The 22,723-nt window shown below is 72.3% G+C and carries 22 protein-coding genes and 2 pseudogenes; 14 read left to right on the top strand and 10 right to left on the bottom strand.

The window, feature by feature from the left end; translation table 11 throughout:
* Positions 1-240: 240 nt before the first annotated feature.
* The 3 genes from ACODT5_RS01980 (at position 241) to ACODT5_RS01970 (ending at position 3,074) form a co-directional block, all read left to right on the top strand.
* Positions 241-714 carry a hypothetical protein gene (locus tag ACODT5_RS01980; protein ID WP_422517416.1) on the top strand — a complete coding sequence of 158 codons (474 nt, stop codon included), beginning with the start codon at positions 241-243 and terminating at the stop codon, positions 712-714.
* 432 nt (positions 715-1,146) lie between these two features.
* Positions 1,147-2,466, top strand: a complete 1,320-nt coding sequence (locus ACODT5_RS01975) for a helix-turn-helix domain-containing protein (protein WP_422517415.1) — start codon at positions 1,147-1,149, stop codon at positions 2,464-2,466.
* Complete coding sequence (locus tag ACODT5_RS01970; protein ID WP_422517414.1) at positions 2,463-3,074, top strand: DciA family protein; 612 nt, start codon at positions 2,463-2,465, stop codon at positions 3,072-3,074. The genes ACODT5_RS01975 and ACODT5_RS01970 overlap by 4 nt, the downstream gene beginning before the upstream one ends.
* Here ACODT5_RS01970 and ACODT5_RS01965 read toward each other — a convergent pair.
* Entirely contained in the window at positions 3,055-3,534 is a 480-nt protein-coding gene (locus ACODT5_RS01965) for a hypothetical protein (protein ID WP_422517413.1), read from the bottom strand. The two genes, ACODT5_RS01970 and ACODT5_RS01965, sit on opposite strands and share 20 nt — an antisense overlap.
* A 247-nt stretch (positions 3,535-3,781) precedes the next feature.
* Between ACODT5_RS01965 and ACODT5_RS01960 the strand changes: the two genes are divergently transcribed.
* A complete protein-coding gene (locus tag ACODT5_RS01960; protein ID WP_422517412.1) occupies positions 3,782-4,516 on the top strand; it encodes a response regulator transcription factor in 735 nt (244 codons plus the stop codon).
* Positions 4,513-5,910 (top strand): sensor histidine kinase, encoded by a 1,398-nt coding sequence (locus tag ACODT5_RS01955; RefSeq protein ID WP_422517411.1) that lies wholly within the window; start codon positions 4,513-4,515, stop codon positions 5,908-5,910. The genes ACODT5_RS01960 and ACODT5_RS01955 overlap by 4 nt, the downstream gene beginning before the upstream one ends.
* Positions 5,911-5,940: 30 nt before the next feature.
* Here the strand turns inward: ACODT5_RS01955 and ACODT5_RS01950 are convergent, their stop codons facing one another.
* The 5 genes from ACODT5_RS01950 to ACODT5_RS01930 all read right to left on the bottom strand — a co-directional run bounded on the left by ACODT5_RS01950 (position 5,941) and on the right by ACODT5_RS01930 (position 11,318).
* Entirely contained in the window at positions 5,941-6,615 is a 675-nt protein-coding gene (locus tag ACODT5_RS01950) for a response regulator (RefSeq protein ID WP_422517410.1), read from the bottom strand.
* A complete protein-coding gene (locus ACODT5_RS01945) occupies positions 6,612-7,832 on the bottom strand; it encodes a sensor histidine kinase (protein WP_422517409.1) in 1,221 nt (406 codons plus the stop codon). Before ACODT5_RS01945 ends, ACODT5_RS01950 begins: the two co-directional genes overlap by 4 nt.
* Positions 7,833-7,837: 5 nt before the next feature.
* Entirely contained in the window at positions 7,838-9,715 is a 1,878-nt protein-coding gene (locus ACODT5_RS01940; RefSeq protein ID WP_422517408.1) for a sensor histidine kinase, read from the bottom strand.
* 200 nt (positions 9,716-9,915) lie between these two features.
* Positions 9,916-10,494 carry a GTP-binding protein gene (locus ACODT5_RS01935; protein WP_422517407.1) on the bottom strand — a complete coding sequence of 193 codons (579 nt, stop codon included), beginning with the start codon at positions 10,492-10,494 and terminating at the stop codon, positions 9,916-9,918.
* 194 nt (positions 10,495-10,688) lie between these two features.
* Positions 10,689-11,318, bottom strand: a complete 630-nt coding sequence (locus tag ACODT5_RS01930) for a LuxR C-terminal-related transcriptional regulator (protein ID WP_422517406.1) — start codon at positions 11,316-11,318, stop codon at positions 10,689-10,691.
* Positions 11,319-11,409: 91 nt separating this feature from the next.
* Here ACODT5_RS01930 and ACODT5_RS01925 point away from each other — a divergent pair, with 91 nt between their 5' ends.
* Complete coding sequence (locus tag ACODT5_RS01925; RefSeq protein WP_422517623.1) at positions 11,410-12,084, top strand: response regulator; 675 nt, start codon at positions 11,410-11,412, stop codon at positions 12,082-12,084.
* Positions 12,085-12,561: 477 nt separating this feature from the next.
* Here ACODT5_RS01925 and ACODT5_RS01920 read toward each other — a convergent pair.
* Positions 12,562-13,053: pseudogene (locus tag ACODT5_RS01920) on the bottom strand (histidine kinase); the annotation flags it as partial.
* A 742-nt stretch (positions 13,054-13,795) separates the two neighbouring features.
* Between ACODT5_RS01920 and ACODT5_RS01915 the strand changes: the two are divergent.
* The 5 genes from ACODT5_RS01915 (at position 13,796) to ACODT5_RS01895 (ending at position 17,444) form a co-directional block, all read left to right on the top strand.
* Positions 13,796-14,239: a hypothetical protein gene (locus ACODT5_RS01915; protein WP_422517405.1), complete on the top strand. Its 444-nt coding sequence runs from the start codon at positions 13,796-13,798 to the stop codon at positions 14,237-14,239.
* Positions 14,240-14,252: 13 nt separating this feature from the next.
* Complete coding sequence (locus tag ACODT5_RS01910) at positions 14,253-14,447, top strand: peptidoglycan-binding domain-containing protein (protein ID WP_422517404.1); 195 nt, start codon at positions 14,253-14,255, stop codon at positions 14,445-14,447.
* Positions 14,448-14,579: 132 nt separating this feature from the next.
* A complete protein-coding gene (locus ACODT5_RS01905; RefSeq protein WP_422517403.1) occupies positions 14,580-15,518 on the top strand; it encodes an ABC transporter ATP-binding protein in 939 nt (312 codons plus the stop codon).
* On the top strand, positions 15,515-16,393 hold the full coding sequence (locus ACODT5_RS01900) for an ABC transporter permease (RefSeq protein WP_422517402.1): 879 nt from the start codon (positions 15,515-15,517) through the stop codon (positions 16,391-16,393). Before ACODT5_RS01905 ends, ACODT5_RS01900 begins: the two co-directional genes overlap by 4 nt.
* A 52-nt stretch (positions 16,394-16,445) precedes the next feature.
* Positions 16,446-17,444, top strand: a complete 999-nt coding sequence (locus ACODT5_RS01895; protein WP_422517401.1) for an ABC transporter substrate-binding protein — start codon at positions 16,446-16,448, stop codon at positions 17,442-17,444.
* 43 nt (positions 17,445-17,487) lie between these two features.
* Here ACODT5_RS01895 and ACODT5_RS01890 read toward each other — a convergent pair whose 3' ends face one another.
* Complete coding sequence (locus ACODT5_RS01890) at positions 17,488-17,961, bottom strand: Crp/Fnr family transcriptional regulator (protein WP_422517400.1); 474 nt, start codon at positions 17,959-17,961, stop codon at positions 17,488-17,490.
* 172 nt (positions 17,962-18,133) lie between these two features.
* On the opposite strand from ACODT5_RS01890, the gene ACODT5_RS01885 reads away from it, so the two are divergent.
* The 3 genes and pseudogenes from ACODT5_RS01885 to ACODT5_RS01875 all read left to right on the top strand — a co-directional run bounded on the left by ACODT5_RS01885 (position 18,134) and on the right by ACODT5_RS01875 (position 21,540).
* Positions 18,134-19,132 (top strand): alpha/beta hydrolase, encoded by a 999-nt coding sequence (locus ACODT5_RS01885; protein WP_422517399.1) that lies wholly within the window; start codon positions 18,134-18,136, stop codon positions 19,130-19,132.
* A 121-nt stretch (positions 19,133-19,253) separates the two neighbouring features.
* Entirely contained in the window at positions 19,254-20,531 is a 1,278-nt protein-coding gene (locus ACODT5_RS01880) for a D-alanyl-D-alanine carboxypeptidase family protein (protein WP_422517398.1), read from the top strand.
* A gap of 219 nt (positions 20,532-20,750) precedes the next feature.
* Positions 20,751-21,540, top strand: a pseudogene (locus ACODT5_RS01875) (IS5 family transposase).
* A gap of 92 nt (positions 21,541-21,632) precedes the next feature.
* Here the strand turns inward: ACODT5_RS01875 and ACODT5_RS01870 are convergent.
* Both ACODT5_RS01870 and ACODT5_RS01865 read right to left on the bottom strand, forming a co-directional pair.
* A complete protein-coding gene (locus ACODT5_RS01870; RefSeq protein ID WP_422517397.1) occupies positions 21,633-22,061 on the bottom strand; it encodes a roadblock/LC7 domain-containing protein in 429 nt (142 codons plus the stop codon).
* Positions 22,062-22,096: 35 nt separating this feature from the next.
* Positions 22,097-22,708, bottom strand: coding sequence for a GTP-binding protein (locus ACODT5_RS01865; RefSeq protein WP_422517396.1), 612 nt, complete (start codon positions 22,706-22,708; stop codon positions 22,097-22,099).
* Between the last annotated feature and the right edge of the window lie 15 nt (positions 22,709-22,723).

The following is a 22,723-nucleotide window of genomic DNA, read 5'->3' as shown; positions in this document are numbered from 1 at the left end:
CGCTGTTACAAACGATCTGTCAAACGAGTGTTCCATCGATGTTCTCCGCGCATCGTAATTCCTTGTGGCATTAGATCCTGGAATTAATTTAGACGCTCTTGGTGATGATTTTTCAGGCCTTCCCAGAGGTGCCGCGGATTGGCCTGGCATGCGCGCTTCTAGTGACGCGAGAGTTCATCTCTTTCTGCGTTATCATCCTGTTCACGCTGGCCAACAGACGTGTGACGGAGGTGCCGCCCTATGTCCCTGCCCAGTGGAAAGCTCAGTAGCAGTGCTGTTGCTGCTGCCGCGGGGCTCAGCGAATCGTGGGCCTGGAAGGCCCGGGACCAGGGCGTGCTCAGTGAGCCGCATTTCGAGGAAGACATCGTGGCGTTGCGCGTCTACGCCTTCGTCTGCCAGATCGTCTGGCCCGGTACGCGTCGCCCGCGCAGCGCTCGCCAGGAACTGGAGTTGTGGCAGCAGTCGGCGGTCGACGCCGCCCGGCGGGCCGCGGCCGACCCCACCACCACCTCAGAAACCGCGCTGTGGGTGCTGGACGACTCTGTCCACCTGGTGACCTCGCCCGACCAGCGGGCCTCCTTCGACCTCAAATACCTGGGCGGGCGCTCCGCATTCCGCATCCCGGTGGGGCTGTGGGCGTCCCAGTTGCCCGACGCGGTGGCCGCACTGGCCTCGCGTCGGCGGCGTGGCGGGAATTCCGGGTCCGCGCGGTGAGGGCGGGGATCGTCGTACCGCTCACGGGGCCCTACGTCATTTCGGCCCCTCTGGTGACGGGGAGGCCGAAATGACGTAGACCTACGACGGCTCAGCCGTTGGGGAAACGCCGTGGTGGAGGTGTTCGCAGTCACCCGCCCGGCGTCCCAGGTCTTCGGAAGGCTTCGCAGGCCTTCCGAAGGAATCCGACGACCGGATTGCGCCCGGTCGTCTCGGCATTCGAACCGTTCCTGCCGAACACCCGAGGAGAAAGTACGAGAGTCGGCTTCGCCCTGCTCTCGTCGTACGAGAAGGCTTCATCATTTTGCACCACCGCCATGCCATTTTTCAATCAGGACGTGTCCGGCATGCCACCTTTCGGTCATCGTCAGCCGGGCGGACGGTCCACCGCCCCGCGCGTCTGACGGCCGCTGCTCACCGGGAAGCGGCCCGGTGAGCGCGCCCGGGACCGCCCGCGCGGAGGGCCTGTTGTGGACACCCGAACCCGGGCAGTGGCTGTCGACCACGACGGGCCGGATCGCCTCGGACGGCTACGGCTGGATGCAGGCCGTGCACTGGGTCGCCGGCGGCGGGCACTACCGCCCCCGCCGTACCCACGGACCCGCCTTCGGCGACACCACCGTGCGGGTCGCGAACGAACTCGTCCGGTTCTCCCCCTGCCGTCCCGGGGTCGGGCACCTCTCGCGCCGGCTCGGATTGAGCGAGCGCAGTATCCAGTACCACCTCCAGATGCTCCGTCAGGCAGGTCTGCTCGCCTACGTCGAGCGGGGCACCCGGGTCCGGTCCCAGGGCCGCCGTGCGAGCGAGTTCGTCCGGATCGTCCCTGCGGCCTTTGACCGCGAACTCGGTGTCCGCGTCGTCGGCTCCGGGGCCCGGCGCAGGCCGGTTGGGATAGCGGAGTCGGGGCGGGCCGAGATGGCCGCGCTGGGGCGCAAGGCCGTCCGTCCGGCCCGGCGCCCGCGCTGCCGTCCGGCCACCACCCGTTGCACCCCAATGGGGGTCGCTACTCCAAGTACTTCCCCCACCGGTGATACTCGCCTGCCCCCTGAGACAGCACTCGCCAGCGGGCGTTCCCCCCGCAGCGCCACCACCCCAGGACGACTCAACGAGGTCGGGCGCCGCTTCCGGCTCGCGGCCGAACTGATCCGCCGGGTCGGCTGGCTGGGCGGCTGTTCCACTCCCCGGATCGCCTGGATCGTGCGCCACGTCGCCGACGCCGGCTGGACCGTCGACGAGGTCCTGGCCTGGCTGCACGCCCGTGGCGAGGCCAACGACGTCCGGCGCCCCTCCGGACTCCTGGCGACCCTGCTCAAGGGGGCCGAATCCCTGCTCGACACCCCGCACAAGCGGGCGGCGGCCGTCGAGGACTGGCGCGACTCCCGGGCCGCCGCCGAGCGTCGGCACCGCAGCTGGCAGCCCGCCCCGAACCCACCGCGGTCCCGCGCCGTACGGAACCTGGTCGAGGCGGCGCTGGCGCCCCGGCCACTCATCGGACTCCGCCCCGCCCCGCCCTCAGCACGGCAGCGCTGCGGGCGGCAGTCGCTCGCTCCCGCCGAAGTGGCCCTGCTACGCGAGACGGCCTGGGCCGAGTTCATGCTGGGCGACAGCACGCTGGTGCGCTCCGCCGTATGGGCCTGGGGCAGCGAGCGGGCCGCCGAGGTGTACGGCGAGGCGCTCGTGCGGCGCGTGCTCGAGCTGGCGCGGGCCACCTCGCTGCTGACGCTCACCGATCCCCGGGGCGGGCGGCCGTGACCGCCCCAGCCGATCCCTTCGCGCGCGGCTTCGCCACCGACCTCGCCCAGGTTGCTCTGGAGGCCGCCCGCGCGGCGGCCCGGGCAGCCGGTGAGCCGGGAGCCCGGACCGCGCCGCGGGGCAGGGACCCCGCAGCCGGACGGGACCCGGAGCCACTGGGAGCAGTGGTGCGCAGCGTGGTGACCGAGCGGGCCTGGGCCCCGAACTGGGGACCCGACGACATACTCGCCCGCTGGCCCGAGATCGCAGCGGAACTGGCCCGGCACGTACGGGCTGTGGGATTCGCCGAGGCGGAAGGCAGGCTGGACCTGTTGCCAGATGCCCCGGCTTACGCCGTGCACCTCAGGCTGCTCGGGGACGAACTGCTGCGGCGGATTACCACAGCACCGGGCGGCGAACGAGTGCGGGAGATACGGGTCCTGGAACCGGCCGGGCCCGTACCGCGAGGCTCCGTACCGGACAGCCCGGTACCCGATGGCCCCGTACAGGGAGGCCGCGCGCCGGATGGTGGAGGCGAGCCCTCCGCGGGCTACCGCAGGGCACTGGCCGCGCACCGGGCCGGTCTGCGGGCCCGGTCCGGCGGGCAAGTCAGGCGGGATCGGTGGTGATGAGTGGCGCGTGATCGTGCCAGGTGCAAAACACGGAGACCGCATTCGAGCCGCGGGTGAAGGTCACTCGGATCCACTTGTCCTCCTCCCAGCGCTGCACGGCCCAGCCGGGCGCGGGCGTGGCCGTGACCAGGTTGGCGGAGTCCTTCCCGAGTGCGAGCGTGACGGTGCCGCCCTCGGTGACGCGGGACTGCGTGCTGATCGGCGGCGACACCGCGGGGGAGGGAGAAGCCCCCGGACTCTGCGGAGCGCTCGGGGTTCGGGCGCTCGCACCCGGCCGGGCGTCCGGATCCGGGGAGGGGCCCTCCGGGGGTTTCGCACCGGCGGAGCCCGAGGCGGCCGGGGTGCGCGACGGCGAGGGAGAGGCGGCGGACGGCATGGACTTCGCCGGCGGTACGGAAGACGGCGAGCCAGCCGTGATCAGCAGTGCCTGCGGCGGATCGTCGGCAGCCCCGGACATGACACTTCGGATGCCCCACCAGGAAACCGCGACGGCTGTTCCCATGGCCAGCAGCCATACGGATCTGCGAAGCAATCCTCTCTGCATTCCGACAGCGTAGCCAGCACCCTCCGGGCGGCGCAAAGAGAATCACTGCGGAGGCCCTGAAGTGGAGACCGCGAGCAGGGTCAACTGCGCTGTCGGGGCCGAAATTGACAAAGCTTTGCTGCCGTTCGCGACCAGGAATGCGTGACGTACACTTCTGGCCATGGCATGTGTGCTCGTAGTCGAAGACGACCTGTTCGTGCGCTCGGCCCTCATCCGTCATCTGACTGAATCCGGTCACGTGGTGCGAAGTGTCGGAACGGCAATCGAAGCATTGCGTGAGGTGACCGCCCAGGACATCGACGTCGTCATCCTCGATCTCGGCCTGCCTGATCTCGACGGCTCCGAAGTCCTGAAAATGATGCGCGGAATAACCGACGTTCCCGTCATCATCGCTACCGCCCGTGACGACGAATCAGAAATCGTGCGGCTGCTCAACCGCGGCGCCGACGACTACCTGACGAAACCGTTCTCGGTCGAACAGCTCTCCGCGCGGCTCTCCGCCGTCCTGCGCCGGGCCGGCCGGTCCTCGTCCGAAGACGGCCAGGTCGAGGAACCGGCCCTCATCACCGTGGGCGAACTGCGGATCGACCCCATCCGTCGGAGGGCGGCCCTCGGCGGCCAGATGCTGGAGCTGACCCGGCGCGAGTTCGACCTGCTGGCCTTCCTCGCCCACCGCCCGGGTGCGGTGGTCCCCCGGCGGGTCCTGCTGTCGGAGGTTTGGCACCAGGCCTACGGGGACGACCAGACCATCGACGTCCACCTCTCCTGGTTGCGCCGTAAGCTCGGCGAGACCGCTGCACGACCCCGCTACCTCCACACGGTCCGCGGGGTCGGCATCAAACTGGAGGAGCCCGGAACGACGGCGTGCTTCGGAACGAGCGCCCACAGCGCATGAAATGGGCTCTGGTACGAGTGTGCCTCGCGGTCACTCTTATGGTCGTCGCCGCCTTCGCCGTCCCGCTCGCCCTGACCGTCCGCGACATGGCCCGCGACCGGGCGTTCTCGGCCGCCGAACGGCAGAGCGCCGCCATCGGTCCGGTGCTGTCCATCACCACCGAACGCGAGCAGCTCGCCCGAGCCCTGGCCAGCACAGAGGCCGGGGCCGAAGGCCGGATGTCCGTGCATGTCCCGGGCATCGCGGTCGCAGACCTCGGTGGCACCCGGGTCCGGCCGCAGGACGTCGATGCCGCCGAGCAGCAGGGCCGCATGGTGCGGGTAGAGGTCTCCGGCGGGTGGGCGATCCTCCAGCCCACCGCGCTCGGCGCCTCCCGGATGGCGGTGGTCGAGGTGTTCGTGCCCGCGCGCGACCTCACCCGTGGGGTGCACACCGCCTGGCTGGTCCTGGCCGGGGTCGCCCTCGCGCTCGTCGCGGGCTCGGCCGTGGTAGCCGACCGGCTCGGCATCCGGATGGTGCGCCCCGCCGAACGGCTGGCCGAAGCCGCGCACGCGCTGGGCGAGGGACGGTTGGATGCCCGGGTCCCGGAGGAGGGCCCGACGGAACTACGCACCGCGGCCCAGGCCTTCAACCTGATGGCCGAGCAGGTAATCAGCCTGCTGGAGGCGGAACGGGAACTCGCCGCCGACCTCTCGCACCGCCTGCGCACCCCGCTCACGGCGCTGCGGCTGAACGCGGCCTCGCTGGGCGGCGGCCAGCCGGCCGAGCAGACGCGCGCAGCGGTGGCGAAACTGGAGAGCGAGGTCGACACCATCATCCGCACCGCCCGCGAACACCGCCCGTGCACCGGGACCGGGACCGGACCCGTCCCCGGCATCGGCTGCGACGCCGCCGCCGTGGTGCGCGAACGCCTCGACTTCTGGGCTGCGCTGGCCGAGGACGAAGGACGCCCGGTCCGCGTCGCGGGCACCGACGAGCCCGCCGCTGTACCAGTGGCCCGGGCCGATCTGGCTGCCGCACTCGACGTGATGCTCGGCAACGTCTTCCGCCACACCCCCGAGGGCACCGGCTTCTCCGTCGACCTGCACCGCGGCGGCGACGCGCTGATCGTGCTCGTCTCGGACGCCGGTCCCGGGATCGCCGATCCAGCGGCGGCGCTGCGTCGCGGCAACGAGGGCGGCCGGCCGGGTTCCACGGGCCTCGGCCTCGACATCGTGCGCAAGCTCGCCGAGTCCACCGGCGGGGAAGTGAGCATCGGACGCTCTGTGCTCGGCGGCGCGGAGGTCCGGGTCCGGATCGGCCACGCCCCCCGCCCGACACGCCGCCGCCCCCGCACGCGGCGCGGCGGGCGCCGGTCCGTAGCCCGCCACACGGTGTCCGTGGCGCCGCGCTGACCACCGCAACCCCGGGCCGAGTGGCCGGGGCTACCGGTCCGCGGCGTCCGCCGCCGTCGTCAGGCCCATGCCGTAGGCGACCACCGCGGCCTGTGTGCGGTTCTCTAGCTTCAGCTTGGCCAAGGCCCGCGAGACGTACGTCTTCACGCTCGTCCCCGCCAGGTGCAGCTCCCGCGCGATCTGTTCGTTCGTCATCCCCATGCCGATGAGCCGCAGCACCTTGCGTTCGCTGTCGCTCAGCGAGGCCACCTTCGCGTTGACGCTGTCGACCCGCACCGGGACGCGGCGCATCGCCTGCCGCACCAGGCTGCGCAGGATCTCGGGGGCGAAGACGTGGCCGCCGGTGGCCACCACATTCAGGGCGGAGAACAGCTCCTCGCAGCGCAGGTCCTTGAGCAAGAATCCGCTCGCTCCGGCCTCCAGCGCCTCCAGAACCTGGCCGTCGGCGCTGTAGGTGCTGAGCACCAGCACGCGCGGCGGGTCCGGCAGTTCCAGCAGTTTGCGCGTCGCGGCGAGGCCGTCGACGTGCGGCATCCGCAGGTCCATGAGGACGATGTCCGGCCGGTGGGTCTTCACCTGGATGATGGCGTCGGCTCCGTCGACGGCCTCGCCGACAACGTCGAACCCCTCGCCCGATTCGATCATCATCCGCAGGCCAGACCGGATGATCGCCTGGTCGTCCACGATTACCACATGGATGCTCACAAGGTGCGTCCTTCGTTCTCGGAGATTTCGGGCTGCCCCGGCAGCGGGATCACGGCCTGGATGCTGTACCCGCCCTCGGCCACGGGCCCCGCGTTGAAACAGCCGCCGACCGCCTTGACGGCCTCGGCCAGCCCCCGCAGGCCCAGCCCGCCCGAGCCGTACGCGCCCGGCCGCTCGCAGGTCCGCCCGTTGACGACCCGGAGGGAGACCGTGCCCGGCCCGTACGTCAGCCGGACCCGGACCGGCGCCCCCGGCGCGTACTTCGCGGCGTTGGTGAGCGCCTCCCGGCTGACCCGGTAGAGCAGGGACTCGCCCCGCGGCCCCAGGTCGCGCGGCCGGCCCTCGACCGCGTGCGAGGCGTCCATGCCGATGGCCCGCATGTTGCGGGTGAGGCCCTCCAGGAACTCGTTGCAGCTCAGGTGCCCGCGCAACGGCTCGTCCGGATCGTCCGGCTCACGCAGCACGTTGATGACGCCGCGCAGCTCCTGCATCACCGTGATGGCACCGTCCTGGATTGCCCCGAACTCCGCGGCCACCTCGGGCGTGAGCCCCTTCTTGCGCTGCGCGGCGCCCGCGCGCATCACCAGGTAGGTGGCGTGGTGGCCGACCGTGTCGTGGATCTCGAAGGCGAGCTGGGTGCGCTTCTCCAGGATGGCGAACCGGGCCGCGTTGTCGGTCGCGGACTCCGCGCTCGCCAGCCGCTCCCGCAGCCGCTCCTTCAGCTCCCGCTGGCGGCGCACGAGGAAACCGTAGAGCGCGGGCACCACGAAGTTGAGGACGGTGACGTACACCTGCCAGCGCGCGTCGTCCACGAAGTCGCCGACCAGCGGACGCGTGCACAGGTAGCCGAGGGCCGCCGCGCCGACAACGGCGCCGCGCCAGCGCCGCCCGTACACCGCCGTCGCGTACACGGCGGCAATCAGCGCGGTGCCCTCGTCGGACGCCAGGGTCGCGGCGAGGGCGACGGGCACGCACAGCTCGGGACGTGTGCGCCGCCACAGCAGGCTCCCGGCAGCCACCAGCGCGCACGCCGAGCTGGCCCAGTACCCGGGGAACAGGCCGGTCCCGTGGACGGCGCCCAGAGCCAGGCAGCTGGCCGCCCCCACCAGCACCGCCAGGGCGGCGTCCTGGAGGGTGTCGTGACGGGGGGAGGGCGTGTCGCAGCGGCCGAGCGCGCGCAGTCTCTTCTGGGCGAGGCGGTAGACGTGGGCGGGCATGCGGGTCACTCCAGTGGACGGTCTGCCGGGGCCGGCGCCGTCAGTCCGGCCGGCATGTGGACGGCGACGGTGGTGCCCGGGCCCGACGAGTCGAGGCAGACGCGGGCGCCGAGGTGGGCGGCGAGCCTGCCGATGACGTGCAGCCCGATCTGCTCCGACTCCATCCAGTCGGCGGACGGGGCGCCCTGGAGAAGCATGTTGAGGGCGTCGAGCCGCTCCCGGGGGATGCCGGTGCCCTCGTCGCGGACCCGGACGACGAGCCCCTGCCCGGGCTGCTGCTCGGCGGACACGTCGACCGGCAGGTCCGGCCGGGAGAACCGGGTGGCGTTGTCGATGACCTCGGCCAGCAGGTGCGTCAGCACGCTGACCGCCTCGGCCGGTACGGCGACGGCGGGCACCGGCAGCCGCACGACCGCCCGGGTGTACTCGTCGACCTCCGAGGCGGCGGCGCGCAACACGTCGACCAACGGTTCGTCACGGCCGTGGCCGCGGCCCGGCGCGGCGCCGGTGAGCAGCAGCATGTTCTCCCCGTGCCGCCGCATCCGGTTGGCGAGGTGGTCGAGGCGGAAGAGGGATTCGAGCGCGTCGGGGTCCCGTTCGGACATCTGGAGGCGGCCGAGCAGGTCCAACTGCTGGTGGACCAGGACGTGCGAGCGCAGCGACATGGCGGCGAGCCGCTCGTGGACGACAGCGCGCAGCACCACCTGGCGGCAGGTCTGCGTGACGGCTTCGCGCACCACGGCGTCGAAGGCCCGGGTCACGTCCCCGACCTCGTCGGTGGCGCCGAGGTCCACCGGGGTCACGTCGAGGGCCAGCGCGCCCGGGTCGGGGGCGCGGGACACCCGGGCGACCAGGGCGGGAAGTTCGTGCTGGGCCTTGAGCGCGGCCCGCCGCAGCCGCTGGAGGCGGCGCACCAGGCGCCGCGCGACGAGCACCGCGACGCCCGCGGACACCAGTACGGCGCAGGCCACCAGCGCCACGAGCGTGAGCAGCGCCTCCCAGGCGTGCGCCCGGGCGGCGGACGCCGCTCGCAGCGACTGTTCCAGCAGGGACGAGGAGACCTCGTGCATCCGGTCCAGGACGCGGGTGGCGCAGCCGCCCCACTCGGCGCGGGCGGGCCGTTTGCCGTCGGCGGTGCGGGCGAGCGGCGCCGCCAGGCAGCCGTCGTCGATCGCGGTGGCGCTCTGCCCGGGCCCGGCGAGGGCGTCGGCGGTAGCCCGGAACTCCCGCGCCGCGTAGCGCCGCTGGCCGTCCTGCTGGGCGAGGAAGGCGATGTCCTTCTCGGACAGGGCGGTCGTGTCGGGTGCGCCGTCGATCAGGGCGCGCTGCGCGGACAGCGCGGCGGTGCCCGCGGCCAGCGCGCGCACGGCCCGGGCCGCGTCGGTGGCCTGCGGGGTGGTGCCGTCCGCGGGGGCGAAGGCCAGGGAGCCTAGCGCTTCGACGGCGTCGTGGTAGGCGGCGACCGCCTCCGGCAGTCCGGCGGGCCGGGTGAGGTCGGCCGCGCGCGCGGTGGTCAGCCCGTTCAGCGCCGTGCGGGCGCGGGCGAGGCGGGGTGCGAGGGTGCGGTCGGCAGCGCTGGGCTTGGCGTCCTCGTGGAACTTCTCGATGGCCCCGTCGGTCTCCTGGCGGCGCCGGTTGACCTGGTCGGTGACCTTTCCCCCGGCCAGGGCGAGCGCGCCGCGCTCGTTTTCCAGGCCGCGGGTGACGGCCGTGGCCGCCATCGCGAGGTAGGCGCGGCGTTCGGTGACGACCGTGTCGTGGTGGTGCTCCACCGCGTCCCGCACGACGGTCACCGCGAGCCCGAGTGCCAGGCAGAGGGGGAGCAGGAGGACGATCGCCACCTGGGTGCCCAGCCGCCTGTGGTGCAGTGCGTAGGTGCTCATGGGTCCCAACGTCTTCCGGCCCGGGGTCCGGCCGTGGTGTGGTGCGGGTGCCGCGCGTGTGATGCGTTCGGTACGTGGTGCGGGCGGCGGCGCGTCCCAGGGTGGCAGCCGATCGGACCGCCGGCCGACGCCGAACGGCGTCAACCCCGGTCCGATAGTGGACAGCCCCGGGACCGACCGGCCCCAGCGCTCACCCGCCGTCATCGGCCGTCGCCGACGGCGGCGAGCCGGACCGCCAGCGAATGCTCGACGGTACGGACCAGCGCGTTCTCGACGGCGGTCCGGCGGCGGGCGTCGATCGGCAGGATCGGCACCTCCGGGGCCAGCCGGAGCGCACCGCGGACCTCCACGGACCGGTAGGGATGCTGCCCGTCGAAGCCGTTCAGGGCGACGACGAACGGCACCCCGCTCTCCTCGAAGTAGCCGACGGCCGGAAAGCAGTCGGCCAGCCGACGGCTGTCGGCGATGACCACCGCGCCGATCGACTCCCGCACGACGTCGTCCCACATGAACCAGAACCGGTCCTGTCCTGGAGTCCCGAAGAGGTAAAGCACGAGGGTGTCTTCCAAAGTCACCCGCCCGAAGTCCACGGCCACCGTGGTGGTCCGCTTGTCCGACAGCCGCGCGAGGTCGTCCACGTCTGCCGCGGCCGAGGTCATGACGGCCTCGGTGCGCAGGGGGACGGTCTCGGAGACGCTGCCGATCAGGGTGGTCTTCCCGACGCCGAATCCACCGGCGACGACGACCTTGGCGGAGGTGAGCGGGGCCGATCGGGTCACGGGGGCCTGGTTTCCGGGCGGGGGTTTCCGGGTGGTTTCGGGGTTGGATTCGGCTGGGGGAGCGGGCGCCGTAGCGGGGGAGTGAGCTCCGTATCAGCGTATGCAGCGCTCCGGGGGCCGTTCATCGACTAAAGGTGTAGGCGCATCCACCGAAGGTCGCCGTTGGCTGCGGGGTACGGGTACGTGAAGAGGGGTCAGGGGAAGAGCATCCGGGCCGCCTCGACCCGGTTGTGCGCGCCGAGGCGGGTGAGGATCTCGCTGACGTGCGTCTTCACGGTGCCCATCTGCAGGTGCAGCCGGTCGGCGATCGCCGCGTTGGATAGACCGGCGGCGAGCAGATCCAGCACCTCGTGCTGACGGTCCGTCAGTGACTCCAGTGCGGCCGCCGAGGGCCGCCGCACTGCGCGCGGGCGGTGGGCGACGAGGGAGACGACGTACGCCGTCATCTCCGCCGAGAAGAACGCTTGCCCCGCCGCGACGTACCGTACCGCCCGCGCGAGGTCCTTGTGCAGCGCGCTCACGGCCAGCACTCCTGACGCACCGGCCGCCACCGCGTCCGCCACGATGCGCGGACCCGGCGAGCCGACGAGGAGGACCTCCGGCGTACCCGGCACGCGCCGCAGCTCCCGGGTGAGGGCGAACCCGTCGATCCGCGCGTCGGCGTACACGACCGCGACGTCCGGCAGCAGGACGCGGATCCGCTCCCGGGCGGTGGTCTCGTCCCAGGCCTCTCCGATCAGGTTGACGTCGGCGGCCTGTCGCAGACCGTGCCGCAGGACCGCGCGCAGCTCGTGATCGCCGCTGACCGGCAGGACCGTGATCATCGCGTGCTGCTCCGAACGGGGGGAGGGGCGAGGAAGGGGAAGGAGGAGGGGGCCGGTACGGGGCGGCCGGGGGTTACGTTGACGGTACGCCGTGATCGTCGGGAGCCCGCTGTTGCTGATCAGAGTGCTGGTCATCGAGGACAACGTCATCACCGCGGCGGGCCTGGAACAGATCATTGGCTCCGCCGGGGACATGGAGGTGGTGGCCGTCGCCCGCGACGCGGCGGCGGCCACGGCCGAAGCGGCGCGGACCCGGCCGGACGTCGTCCTCGTCGACCTGGTCCTGCCCGACGAGGACGGACTCGTCGTCGCCCGGCGGTTGCTGGCGGCGCCCGAGCCGCCGCGGGTGCTCATCATGACGGCCTTCCACGACGATTCCCGGGTGCGCGAGGCCCTCGCCCTCGGGGTGTCCGGCTTCCTGCTGAAGGACATGGCGGTCGACGACCTGCTGGAGGGCATCCGGGCGGCCCGCGCCGGGCACTCCGTGCTCCACCCCGTGGTGACCCGGACCCTGCTCGACTCCCTGCGCGAGGACGACTCCGCCTCGGCGGAGGACCTCGGACTCCTGGCCACGCTCACGGACCGTGAGCGTTCCGTGCTGCGGCTGATCGCGCTCGGTCTGACCAACGCGGCCATCGGCGAGCGGCTCGGCGTCACCGAAGCGACGGTCAAGAACCACGTGGGCCGGCTCTTCGGGAAGCTGGGCCTGGCCAGCCGGGTGCAGCTCGCCCGGTTCGTCAACCGGCTCGGACCGCAGGGGATGTGAGGAGCGGCCGGGGGCCGGGTCGGTCTGGCTGTACGGGTCGGTCGGGTCGGCTGGCGTTCGCGCGGGGCGGTGCGGGACGGCGGCGGTCACCGCGAAGCCGTCGCCGTCCGGGCCGGCCGCGAAGGTGCCCCCCAGCAGCCCCACCCGTTCGGCCAGCCCGGCCAGCCCGTTGCCGCCGCTGGGCAGGGTACGGTCGGGCAGCCGCACGCCGCCGGTGTCGCGCACCTCCACCCGTATCCCCTCGACGTCGCAGACGACCCGGACCGTCACCGCCCCGCCCACCGCGTGCTTCGTCACGTTCGTCAGCGACTCCTGGATCACCCGGTACGCGGCCAGCTGGAGCGGTGTGGGCAGCACCTCGGCGTGCCCCTCCTGATGCAGCGTCACGTCCAGGCCGCCCCGCCGGGCATGGGCGACCAGCTCGGGGACTCGCTCGGCCGGGCAGGCGAGGTTGGCGGCCGGGACCAGGTGCAGCGCTTCGCGCAGCTCCTCCAGGGCGCGCTGTCCGCTGTCCCGGATCCGGTCGACGGTGCGGGCCGCCGCCGGGGTCAGGGTGGCGCGGGAGGTGGCGTCGAGGGCGTTGGCGGCCAGCACGATGTCGCTCACTCGGTGGGCGACGATGTCGTGCAGGTCGCGGGCGACCCGGGACCGCTCCCGCGCCTCCGCCCGCTCCACCAGGGCGGCTTGGGCGCACTCCAGCTCCCGGGCGCGTTCCCGGGCCTCGGCGGCGGCCCGCTCGTGGTTGCCCCACGCGCGCCCCGCGAACAGCGGTCCCAGGGTGAGCGCGAGGTCCACGAGGGCCTGCCGCGCGTCGAAGGAGAGGTAGCCGATGACCGGCGTGGCGATCGAGACCAGGGCTCCCGCCACGGCGAGGGCGGCCAGAGTGCGCCGGCCCTGTACCCGGACCCCAGCCGCGTACAGGGCCACGGAGAGGATCACCGGGGTGTCGGCGAGCAGGTGGCCGACCATGGCGAGCGTCGCGAAGACGACCGGACGGCCCGCGTAGCGGACCATGCCGACGACGAGCAGACAGCACAGGGCCATCGCGACGGCCGGCCGGTCGGAGAACAGGAGGCCGCCGGGCATGTGGCCCAGCCAGTTCCAAGCGCTCCAGAGGGCCACCGAGGGTGCGATGTAGCGGCACGCGCGCGGCAGGGACCGTATTCCGGCTGGGGTCTTGGGCATTGTCAGAATTAGAGCAGACCGGGCCGGGACAGAAAGGGGCCGTTGGCCTCGTCGCGGCCGGGACCAAAGTCCCGATGTGCCGGTCGTGTGGAAAGTCTTGCGGGCGGCCTTACGGCTGCACCGGAAGATATCCAAGGTGTTCCTCCCAAGTGAGGAGGAGTTCTCCGGGAACGACCGAATCGACCCTGGGATCGCCCAGGTCAGCGACGGTACGGTCGTACACGGGAGTGTCGCCCGTCCAGCCGTAGGTGAAGTGGTGGGCGGAATGATTGCGGCTCGGGTGCTCCACGGCGGGGGCCTCTCGTCTTCCCGGCGTAGCGGAGTGACAGGAATTCACCCGCCGGGCCCGCACGGGCCGAAGTGTGTCTTCTTTGGTCCGTACGATACCGGTGTTTCGTCGCATGGATGTCGACTGAGGATGGCCGGATATTCACCTTCCGTCATATGTCCTTTTCCCGGTGCCGATTTAAGGATATTTAAGGTTTTTTTGGATCACCGCTAAGGGCGGTTCGGCAAGACTGGTCCCATGGAAACCCCCATGGGACCAGGGGGTGCGCCCCGGGACGAGCGGGCCGGGACGACGCCGCTGGTGCTCGACACCGTCCGCCTGCCCAGCCGCCGCCGGCCCCCGCGGCCGCGGCTCCCACTGCGCGCGGTCGTCCTCGCGGCCGCGATCGTCGTCGCCGTCGTCCTCATCGCCGTCGCCGTGGGCAGCGACGGGTTCCGCGCACTCACCGACCCGGCCCGGCGGGGCGCCGGGGCCCCGCCGGGCCGCCACCGAGGGCGCGGGGCCCGCGACTCCGTCTCCGGCCCCCGGTCCGGCCGCGCACAGCGACCTGTCCGCCGGGCCGACCCGGACGCCGGGCCCGGCCCACCCGTCGCCCACCGCCGAACCGGCGGGGGAGCCGACGGGCGGGCAGAGCTCCGGCTCCGGTTCCGGTGCCACGGCGGACACGCTCGGGCCGGGTGACGAGGGGCAGTCGGTGACGCTGATGCAGCGCAAGCTCTACTCCATCGGCCTCTACCACGGCCACCGGTTCGGGTCCTACGACGAGGACACGACGGCGGCGGTGCGCAAGTTCCAGCAGTGGTCCGCCGTCGCTGCGGCCGTCGCCGCCGATCCGCCCGGCCGCTACGGCCCGGCCACCCGCGCTTCCCTGGAACGACTCGCGCCCTGAGCCGGACGATCTCCCTTCCCTTCCCTTCCTTTCTTTCCTTTCCTTTCCTCCGGTCCGTTCGTCATCCTTCGGCGACTCAGTGGGGCCGAAAGACGGAAGAAGACCGCCCGGTCCGGTTGGTAGCTTGCGGCGATGAACGCCTCCGCGACGCGCCCCGACCCGCCACCCGTGTTCCGGGCGGAGCACGTCGACCACTACTTCGTCACCCCCGGCGGCGAGGCGGTCCACGTGCTCCGCGACGTCTCCCTAACCGTCAACGAAGGAGAGTTCGTCTGCGTCGTCGGGCCCTCCGGCTGCGGCAAGTCGACCCTGCTGCGGATGCTCGGTGGCCTGGTCACCCCGTCGTCGGGCCTGCTCGTCCCGGCCCGCTCGCGGGACGGGCGGCCCGCCGCCGCCTTCGTCTTCCAGGACTGCGGAGTGCTGCCCTGGCTGACGGTGCGCGCCAACGCCGCCTTCGGCCTGCGCATGGCCGGGGTGCGGCGCCGCGCCGCTGAGGAGCGGGCCGCGCACTGGCTCGCCCGCACCGGCCTCACAGACTTCGCCGACGCCTACCCTCACCAGTTGTCCGGCGGCATGCGCCAACGGCTGGCCGTCGCCCGCGCCTACGCCTCCGGCAGCCCGCTGCTGCTGATGGACGAGCCGCTGGGCGCCCTCGACCCGCAGACCCGTCGGCTGATGCAGGAACACCTGCTGGAGCTCTGGCAGGAGGAGAAGAAGACCGTCGTGCTCGTCACCCACTCCCTCGACGAGGCCCTGCTGCTCGGCGAGCGGGTGCTCGTCATGTCCGAACGGCCCGGCGGCTTCGTCGACTCCTTCCCCGTCCCGCTGCCCCGCCCGCGCCCGTCCGGCGTCCAGGACACGGCCGCGTTTGCCGCGCTGCGGGCCCGGGTGTGGAGCAGCCTGAGCGGCACCGCCGCCGAACAGGCCAGTCCGGGGCAGGGCGGGGACCAGCCGCCCCGTCCGGAACGCCGGGCCCGCGAGGACTGCGCGGACCGTCCCGAGGCGCCCGGTTCTGAGGTGCCCGGTTCTGCGGGTCGCCGGGACGCCGCCAGCGCGGGACCGCGGCGATGAGCCGCCCCGCAGCCGCGCCTGAACGCCTTCCCGAACCCCTGCTGTCCGCCGGGGGCGGGGGCGGGGGCTCGGGCGCCGCCGAGGCCGTAGCAGCCGAGACCCGGAGGGTACGCCGCCGGGCCCGGACGGCCGTCCTGCTCGGCACCGCCGTGCCCGTGGGGCTGCTGGCGGCCTGGGAGTGCGCCGCCCGGCTGGCGCTCGTCGACCCGATGCTCTTCCCCGCCCCCTCCCGGACCGCCGCCTGCGCGGCGGGCCTGGTGGCCTCTGGCGAGCTCGGCGGCCACGCGGGCGCCACCGTGACCCGGCTGTTCTCCGGATACGCGCTCGGGGCCGTCGCGGGCGTCGCCGCCGGGTTCGCCATGGGCGTCTCCCGGTACGTCCGCGCCGCCCTCACCCCTCTCTTCACCGCGCTGTACTCCGTACCGAAGGTGGCGGTGCTCCCGCTGCTCCTGCTCGTCTTCGGGCTCTCCGAGACCCCGAAGGTGCTCTCGGTCGCCATCACCGTCTTCTTCGTCCTCCAGATCAACACCCTCGCCGGGGTCAGCCAGATCGACCCGCGCATGGTGGAAACCGCCCGCTCCTACGGCGCCCGCGGCCTGCGGCTGCTCCGCGCCGTGCTGCTGCCCGGCGCCGCGCCCGTGATCATGACGGGGCTGCGCACGGCCGCCGGGCTCGGCGTGGTGGTCGTCGTCGCTGTCGAGTTCGTCGCCTCCGAGAGCGGGCTCGGCTACCTCATCTGGAACTCCTGGACGCTCTTCCAGCCCGAGCGCATGTACGCGGGCATCCTCGCCGTGGCCCTGCTCGGCACCGCCTTCTCGCTGCTCCTGCTCGCCGCCGAACGGCTGGTCATGCCGTGGCGCGCGGGCGCGCGCTGATCTCCACCGCCCGCCCCCTCGCTGCCCCCCCCTGTAAGGAAGGACCGCCTCCGTGCGTCGCCGTCTGCTCCCCGCCGCCCTCGCGGTACTCGCCCTCGCCGCCGGCACCGCCTGCACGGCGGGCGCCGGTGCGCCGTCCGCCGGGTCCTCCGCCGCCCCGGTGGTGAGGGTCGCCCACGTCCCCTCCACCCTGTTCGCCCCGCTCTACGTGGCCGAGGCGAAGGGGTACTTCAAGGACGAGGGCCTCGACGTCCAGCTCCAGAAGGTCAAGACCGGCCAGGACGCGGTACCGCTCGCCGGGGCGGGCAAGGTCGAAGTGGTCGCGGCCGGATTCTCGGCCGGACTGTTCAACGCCGCCGCCAAGGGCCTGGACGTGAAGATCGCCGCCTCCATGGGTGCCTCCACCGGCGCCTCCCCCTCACCGACCACGCTGGAGGTGGCGAAGAAGCTGGTGGACTCTGGCGAGCTGACCAGGCCGGAGGATCTGCGCGGCCACAAGGTGGCCGTGGCCGGTGGCGCCGGAGCGGCCGGTGGCTACCAGCTGGCGGCCACGCTCGGGCAGGCCGGGCTCGGCATCGACGACGTCACCGTCGTCAACGTCGCCATCCCCGACATGCAGGGCGCCCTCGCCAACGGCGCGGTCAGCGCCGCGATGGCCCCAGCCCCCTTCACCACCGCCATGGAGGAGAAGGGCGTCGGGCACCCCCTCGCCATCCCGCCGCAGGGCACGACGGCGAGCGGCGCGGTCTTCGGCGGCGGCTTCGACGCCACGCCCGCCGCCCGGAAGTTCCTCACCGCCCTGCGCAAGGCCTCGGCCGACCTGCAGAACGGCGGAGCCACCCGCGAGGACGTCCTCGCCATCCTGGCCAAGGCCACCGGCCAGGACGTCGCGGTGCTGCGCGCCACCTCCCCGTACGGCTGGAGCCCCGACCTCAAGCCGGACGGGGCCCAGATCGCCGCGCAGCAGCAGGCCTACGCGAAGGCGGGCCTGCTCGACGGCGCCCAGCGCGGGGCCGCCGAACTGGTCGCGAGCGCGGCGAAGGATGGCTGACCGGAGGCGGGTGCGCGGGCGCGCGCCCAGCTCCCCGCCGTGGTCAGAACCGGGTGCGCACCGCGCTGCCGCTGCCGTACGGGCCGTAAAGGTCGAGCAGCCGGACCCGGGCCGTGTGCATCCGGTGGGCCCTCACCTGGCCCACCCAGTGGCCGACGGCCGCGCCGAACTGCGGGTCGGCGTCCATCTCCGCCCGGACGACCCGCGCGTCGAACTCCCACGCGCGCACAGGTGTCGCGGCCTCCGCGCCCAGCTGCCACGCGTGCGGCCGGTACAGCCAGGACAGCCCGAGCAGGTCTCCGGGCCCGAGGCTCTCGATCGGGGCAGCCCGGCGGCCGGGCACGTGCAGGTCGAGGGCGACGGAGCCGGTCCGTACGATCCAGAACCGATCGGCGCGGTGCCGCTCGTTGAACAGGTGGGTGCCTGCGGGGAATCCGGTCTCGTGGCTCAGTGAGGTGAGCCGGGCGCGGTCCTCAGGCGCGAGCGCGGAGATCCGGGTGAGGGATGAGGAAAGCATGGTGACCTCCCAGAGTGTGAGGTCGATTGTGGAACGGACCGCTCCGACGCTCCAGAGGCCTTCGGCCCTATTCGCTCCGGTTTGAGGGAACCGAAATGTCGCTGTATCGATCTATACCTGCGAGATCCGTTCGAGGCCCGTCCGAGATCCGTCCGTCTGCCCCGGAGCCCGAGTGAAGTACCGTCCCGCCACGCTCTGCGCGGCTCTCGTCCTGTCCGTCGTCGCCGCGCTGTCCGGCTGCTCCAGTGCGGGCGACCCCGTCTCCTTCGCGCCGAAGGATTCCGGGCAGTCCGCGAAGCCGAAGGAGAACACCGGCGACGTCCGGATGCCGACCCGTCCGCGTGAGTGGACGACGCAGCGGGAGCTGCCGGACGGGACCCGGGTGGTGCGCACCGACCTGACGGGGTCGAAGTCCGGCTTCACTGGCCGGGTGTGGGCCTGGGTGCCGAAGCAGTACGGCCAGCCCGAGTACAAGAACAGCGCCTTCCCGGTCCTGATGGCGCTGCCGGGCGCCGTGGGCTATCCGACGAACTACTTCTTCTCCAAGGAGTTCCAGCTACAGGAGCGGATGGGGGCGGCCGCCGACAAGGGCGAGAGCCTCCCGTTCATCGTGATCATGCCGGTCCTGAACGCCGACAAGGACACCTACTACGACGGCAGCGACATACCGGGACGGCCCAAGATGGGCACCTGGATATCGGACGACGTGCCCGACCTGGTGCGGGAGAACTTCCGTACCTACGCCGACCCGAAGGGCTGGGGCTTCTTCGGCTCCTCCTCCGGAGGGTACGTGGGGATGAAGATGGTGCTCCAGCATCCCGACCGGTTCAGCGTGGCGATCGCGGGCGGGCCGGACGCGGCACCCGACTCGCCGCTGTGGAACGGCCACCCGAAGGAGAAGCAGGAGAACAGCCCGTCCTGGCTGGCCGAGCAGCTGATCAAGAAGGGCGGCCCCAAGGTCCACATCTCCTTCCTCATGGGCACGAAGGAGGGGAAGCAGGAAACCGCCGGGGTCGAGAAGCTCCGCAAGGACGTCACCAAGGGGCCGATAGACACCCGGGTGACGTCCTTCGATGGCGGCCACGACGGGTACAAGTACACGGACACCTTGTTCACCGGCGACCTGAAGTGGATGAGCGGCCTGATGCGCGGCCCGGTCGCCGCCAAGTGACCCGCCACCGGTGATCCGTCGCCGACTGATCCGTCGATCGCAGGACCTTCGCCGGATGAAACGATCTGCCCGAGCGGCGTGCATTGAAGAATCGGGGCCATCGAACGGAAGGGGCATGCCCATGACGGCCATATCCGAGGAGCCGACCGGAGCCGCGCCTTCCGTGACGCCGGCCAACCGGCGGCCTGTACCGCCACGGGCCCAGCGTGCTCTGGCGGCGCTGGCAGTCACCGCGTTCGTGGCGTGCGCGGGAGTCGTACCCGCCCGGGCGGCCGGGCCCACGCCGACGCCGGGGAAGTCGCCGGCGCAGGGTGCGCCCTGGGCCGGGGCGAAGAAGGAGCCGCCCGCGGAGATGTCGAAGGCGGGCGGGGAGCGGCTGGGGCTGCCCGGAGACCAGGTGGGCGCGGGTGCGCCGAATCTCCCGGCAGGGCTCTCGGCGCTGTCCTGGGTGGTGGCCGACGCGGACACCGGCCAGGTGCTCGCGGCGAAGAACGCCCACTGGCATCTCCCGCCGGCCAGCACCTTGAAGATGCTCTTCGCGGACACGGTGCTGCCCGCGGTGCCGCGCGACGTGAGCCGCAAGGTGACCGCCGAAGACCTCCGAGGGATGGGCGCGGGCAGCAGCGCGGTCGGCATCGTGCCCGGCGGGACGTACCAGGTGCCCGACTTGTGGCGCGGGGTGTTCCTGCGCTCGGGCAACGACGCGGTGCACGTGCTCGCGGCGATGAACGGCGGGGTCGACAAGACCGTCACCGACATGCAGAAGCGCGCCACGGAGCTGGGAGCCGGTGACACGCACGTACGGAGCCCCGACGGCTACGACGCCCCCGGTCAGGTCTCCTCGGCGTACGACCTGGCGCTGTTCCTGCGGCAGGGCCTGAAGGACAAGGACTTCAAGGAGTACTGCTCGACCGCGTCGGCGCAGTTCCCCGGCGGGCCCGACGCCAAGGACAAGCCGTTCGGCATCACCAACACCAACCGCATGCTGTCCGGTGTCGAAGGGGTGGCCACGTACCCGGGCCTGATCGGCGGCAAGAACGGCTACACCACGAACGCGGGGAACACCCTGGCCGAGGCGGCCCAGCGGGACGGACACACGGTCGTGGTGACCGTGATGAACCCCCAGGAGAACCGGCGCGACCAGATCTACACGGAGATGCGGGCACTCCTCGACTGGGGCTTCTCGGCGGCCGGCAAGGCCACCCCGGTCGGCACCCTCGACCCGGCCGCCCCGGGCCCCGACGCCCCGGCGGCCCCGCCCGCCTCCGGTGCCACCGCCTCCGTCGGCTCCGGCTCCGGCCCGGGCCCGCTCGGCTGGACGGCGGTCGAGGCCGGGGTGGCGGCCGTGGCGGGAGGCACGGGCTTGCTGCTGGCGCGGCGGCGACGCGAAAAGCGGTGAAGGGCCGCGGTCGCTGCCCTGCGGCGGCCGTCGGTACGGAGCTCAAGGTCCGCGACGGGCGGGACTTCGGCCCCGGTACCGACGGGGAATGGCCCCTGGGTGCGATTCTCGGGAGGTCGGCCATAAGAGCTCGTAACAGGATCTTGGTGAGATGTGCTGGTCGGCCGTGACCAGTGTGACGATTCGGCCGTTCGCGGTGGTGTGGGTACTCGGCCGTGGATCGTGTACGACGACTTGTGGGCACGTATCGAGCCGCTGCTGTGCCGCCCTGGCCTACGAGGTCGGCAGGGCCGAGGCCGGTAGCTGACCGGCTGTGCCTGCAAGGCATCTTTTACGTGCTCTGCAACGACATCGCCTGGCAACTCCTGCCCCCTGAGCTGGGATTCGGCTCGGGCCAGACCTGCTGGCGAAGGCTGGAGCGGTGGCAGCAGGCCGGGGCCTTCGACCAGCTGCACCGCATCCTGCTGGCTGAGTTGAACGCGGCCGGCCGCCTCGACTGGTCCAGGGCCTGCGTGGACGGCTCCCACATCCGCGCGAAAAAGGGGGCACTGACACCGGTCCGTCGCCGGTCGACCGGCGGAAGACGGGCAGCAAGCACCACCTGATCTGTGACGGACGCGACACTCCGCTCAAAGTCATCACGACTGCGGCGAACACCACCGACGTCACCCAGACCCTCGCCCTGGTCGTGGGCATCCCACCGGTGGCAGGTCGTCGCGGCCGGCCCCGCCGACATCCCGAGGCTCTGCTCGGGGACAAGGGCTACGACTCCAACCGCGATGAACTGCGTAAACGCCGGATCCTGCCCGTCATCTCCCGTAAAGGCGCCCCGAACATCAAGGGCATGGGCAAGCTCCGTTACGGTCTGTTGGAACAGACCTTCGCCCTGCTCCATCGGTTCAAACGACTCGCCGTCCGCTGGGAACGCCGCACCGAACTCCACGACGCCTTCACCTCCCTCGCCTGCAGCCTCATCTGCTGGCGACGCCTCAACAAGCCCGATGCATGATCGTGTTACGAGCTCTTATGGCCGTTGGTCCCGGTGTCGTACTCTCATCGGTCCCGTGTGGACTGGCCCGGCACCGACCCGGTCGCCCCGGCTCAGCCCGGCAGGAGGAAGAAGCGGCCCAGGTGGTCGCGGGCGCCGTCGTCCAGGAGGGAGGCCACGTCGGCCGCCAGCAGGGCGGCGGTGTAGGTGATCTGGCCCGTGTCGAGGGCGGAGTCGGCGAGGACCACGAGGGAGGTCTGGTCGTCGACGGGGGCCATGCAGAGGTGGTGGTTGCGCATGGTGATCACGGCTGCGGCCACCCAGCCGCTGTCGTAGGCGTGCGAGGCGGCCCGGGTCAGGGACATCAGGCTCGCGGCGAGGGCGGCGAGCCGTTCCGCGTCGGCCTTGTCGGTCGCCTCGTCCGTGCACAGCACGAGCCCGCCCGCGGACAGCAGGACGGCCCGTTCGACGCCGGGGGTGCTGGCGCAGCGCTCGTGGACGGCGCGGGTGATCTCGGCGGCCCGCTGGTTGGCTGACTGCATGGGAGGTGCTCCAGGAGGAGGGGGCGGGGGAGGGGTCAGCCGGTGGCGGCCAGGGCGGGGCCGTGGTCGACGGGGACGGCGAGCCGGCGTTCCAGCGCGTGCTCCACCATCCGGATCAGCAGTTCCTTCACCGCGTCGCGCTGGCGGGCGTCGGTCAGCAGCACCGGGACATCGTCGCGGATCTGCAGCGCGCCCCGGACCTGGCCGGGGCTGAACGGCTGGTGCCCGCCGAAGCCGTTGAGCGCGACGATGAAAGGGACGCCGTTCTCCTCGAAGTAGTCCACCGCGGGGAAGGAGTCGGCCAGCCGGCGGCTGTCGGCCAGCACGATCGCCCCGATCGCGCCCGTGACCACGTCGTCCCACAGGAACCAGAACCGATCCTGGCCGGGCGTGCCGAAGAGGTAGAGGGCGAGGGAGCCCTCCAGGGTGACCCGGCCGAAGTCCATGGCCACGGTGGTGGTCCGCTTGGCGGGGGTGTTGCTGAGGTCGTCGACGCACTCGGAGGCGGCCGTCAGGACGGCCTCCGTACGCAGCGGCACGATCTCGGAGATGCTGCCGATGAGGGTGGTCTTGCCGACGCCGAAGCCACCGGCCACGACGATCTTGGCGGCCGACCGGGCGGCGGTCGGGTCCGCCGTCGCCGTCAATTGGCGTTGGTATTG

The sequence above is a fragment of the Streptomyces tatrensis genome (assembly GCF_049310065.1).
GTDB lineage: Bacteria > Actinomycetota > Actinomycetes > Streptomycetales > Streptomycetaceae > Streptomyces.
Note: the sequence above shows the minus strand (reverse complement) of the source record. Positions and strands in the feature narration are given on the sequence as shown.

What these genes read in the sequence shown, in the direction of transcription:
- ACODT5_RS01980 (WP_422517416.1), top strand. Translation starts at nt 241, where the DNA reads ATGTCCCTGCCCAGTGGAAAGCTCAGTAGCAGTGCTGTTGCTGCTGCC.
- ACODT5_RS01965 (WP_422517413.1), bottom strand. Translation starts at nt 3,534, where the DNA reads ATGTCCGGGGCTGCCGACGATCCGCCGCAGGCACTGCTGATCACGGCT.
- ACODT5_RS01960 (WP_422517412.1), top strand. Translation starts at nt 3,782, where the DNA reads ATGGCATGTGTGCTCGTAGTCGAAGACGACCTGTTCGTGCGCTCGGCC.
- ACODT5_RS01955 (WP_422517411.1), top strand. Translation starts at nt 4,513, where the DNA reads ATGAAATGGGCTCTGGTACGAGTGTGCCTCGCGGTCACTCTTATGGTC.
- ACODT5_RS01945 (WP_422517409.1), bottom strand. Translation starts at nt 7,832, where the DNA reads ATGCCCGCCCACGTCTACCGCCTCGCCCAGAAGAGACTGCGCGCGCTC.
- ACODT5_RS01940 (WP_422517408.1), bottom strand. Translation starts at nt 9,715, where the DNA reads ATGAGCACCTACGCACTGCACCACAGGCGGCTGGGCACCCAGGTGGCG.
- ACODT5_RS01930 (WP_422517406.1), bottom strand. Translation starts at nt 11,318, where the DNA reads ATGATCACGGTCCTGCCGGTCAGCGGCGATCACGAGCTGCGCGCGGTC.
- ACODT5_RS01915 (WP_422517405.1), top strand. Translation starts at nt 13,796, where the DNA reads ATGGAAACCCCCATGGGACCAGGGGGTGCGCCCCGGGACGAGCGGGCC.
- ACODT5_RS01905 (WP_422517403.1), top strand. Translation starts at nt 14,580, where the DNA reads ATGAACGCCTCCGCGACGCGCCCCGACCCGCCACCCGTGTTCCGGGCG.
- ACODT5_RS01900 (WP_422517402.1), top strand. Translation starts at nt 15,515, where the DNA reads ATGAGCCGCCCCGCAGCCGCGCCTGAACGCCTTCCCGAACCCCTGCTG.
- ACODT5_RS01890 (WP_422517400.1), bottom strand. Translation starts at nt 17,961, where the DNA reads ATGCTTTCCTCATCCCTCACCCGGATCTCCGCGCTCGCGCCTGAGGAC.
- ACODT5_RS01880 (WP_422517398.1), top strand. Translation starts at nt 19,254, where the DNA reads ATGACGGCCATATCCGAGGAGCCGACCGGAGCCGCGCCTTCCGTGACG.
- ACODT5_RS01870 (WP_422517397.1), bottom strand. Translation starts at nt 22,061, where the DNA reads ATGCAGTCAGCCAACCAGCGGGCCGCCGAGATCACCCGCGCCGTCCAC.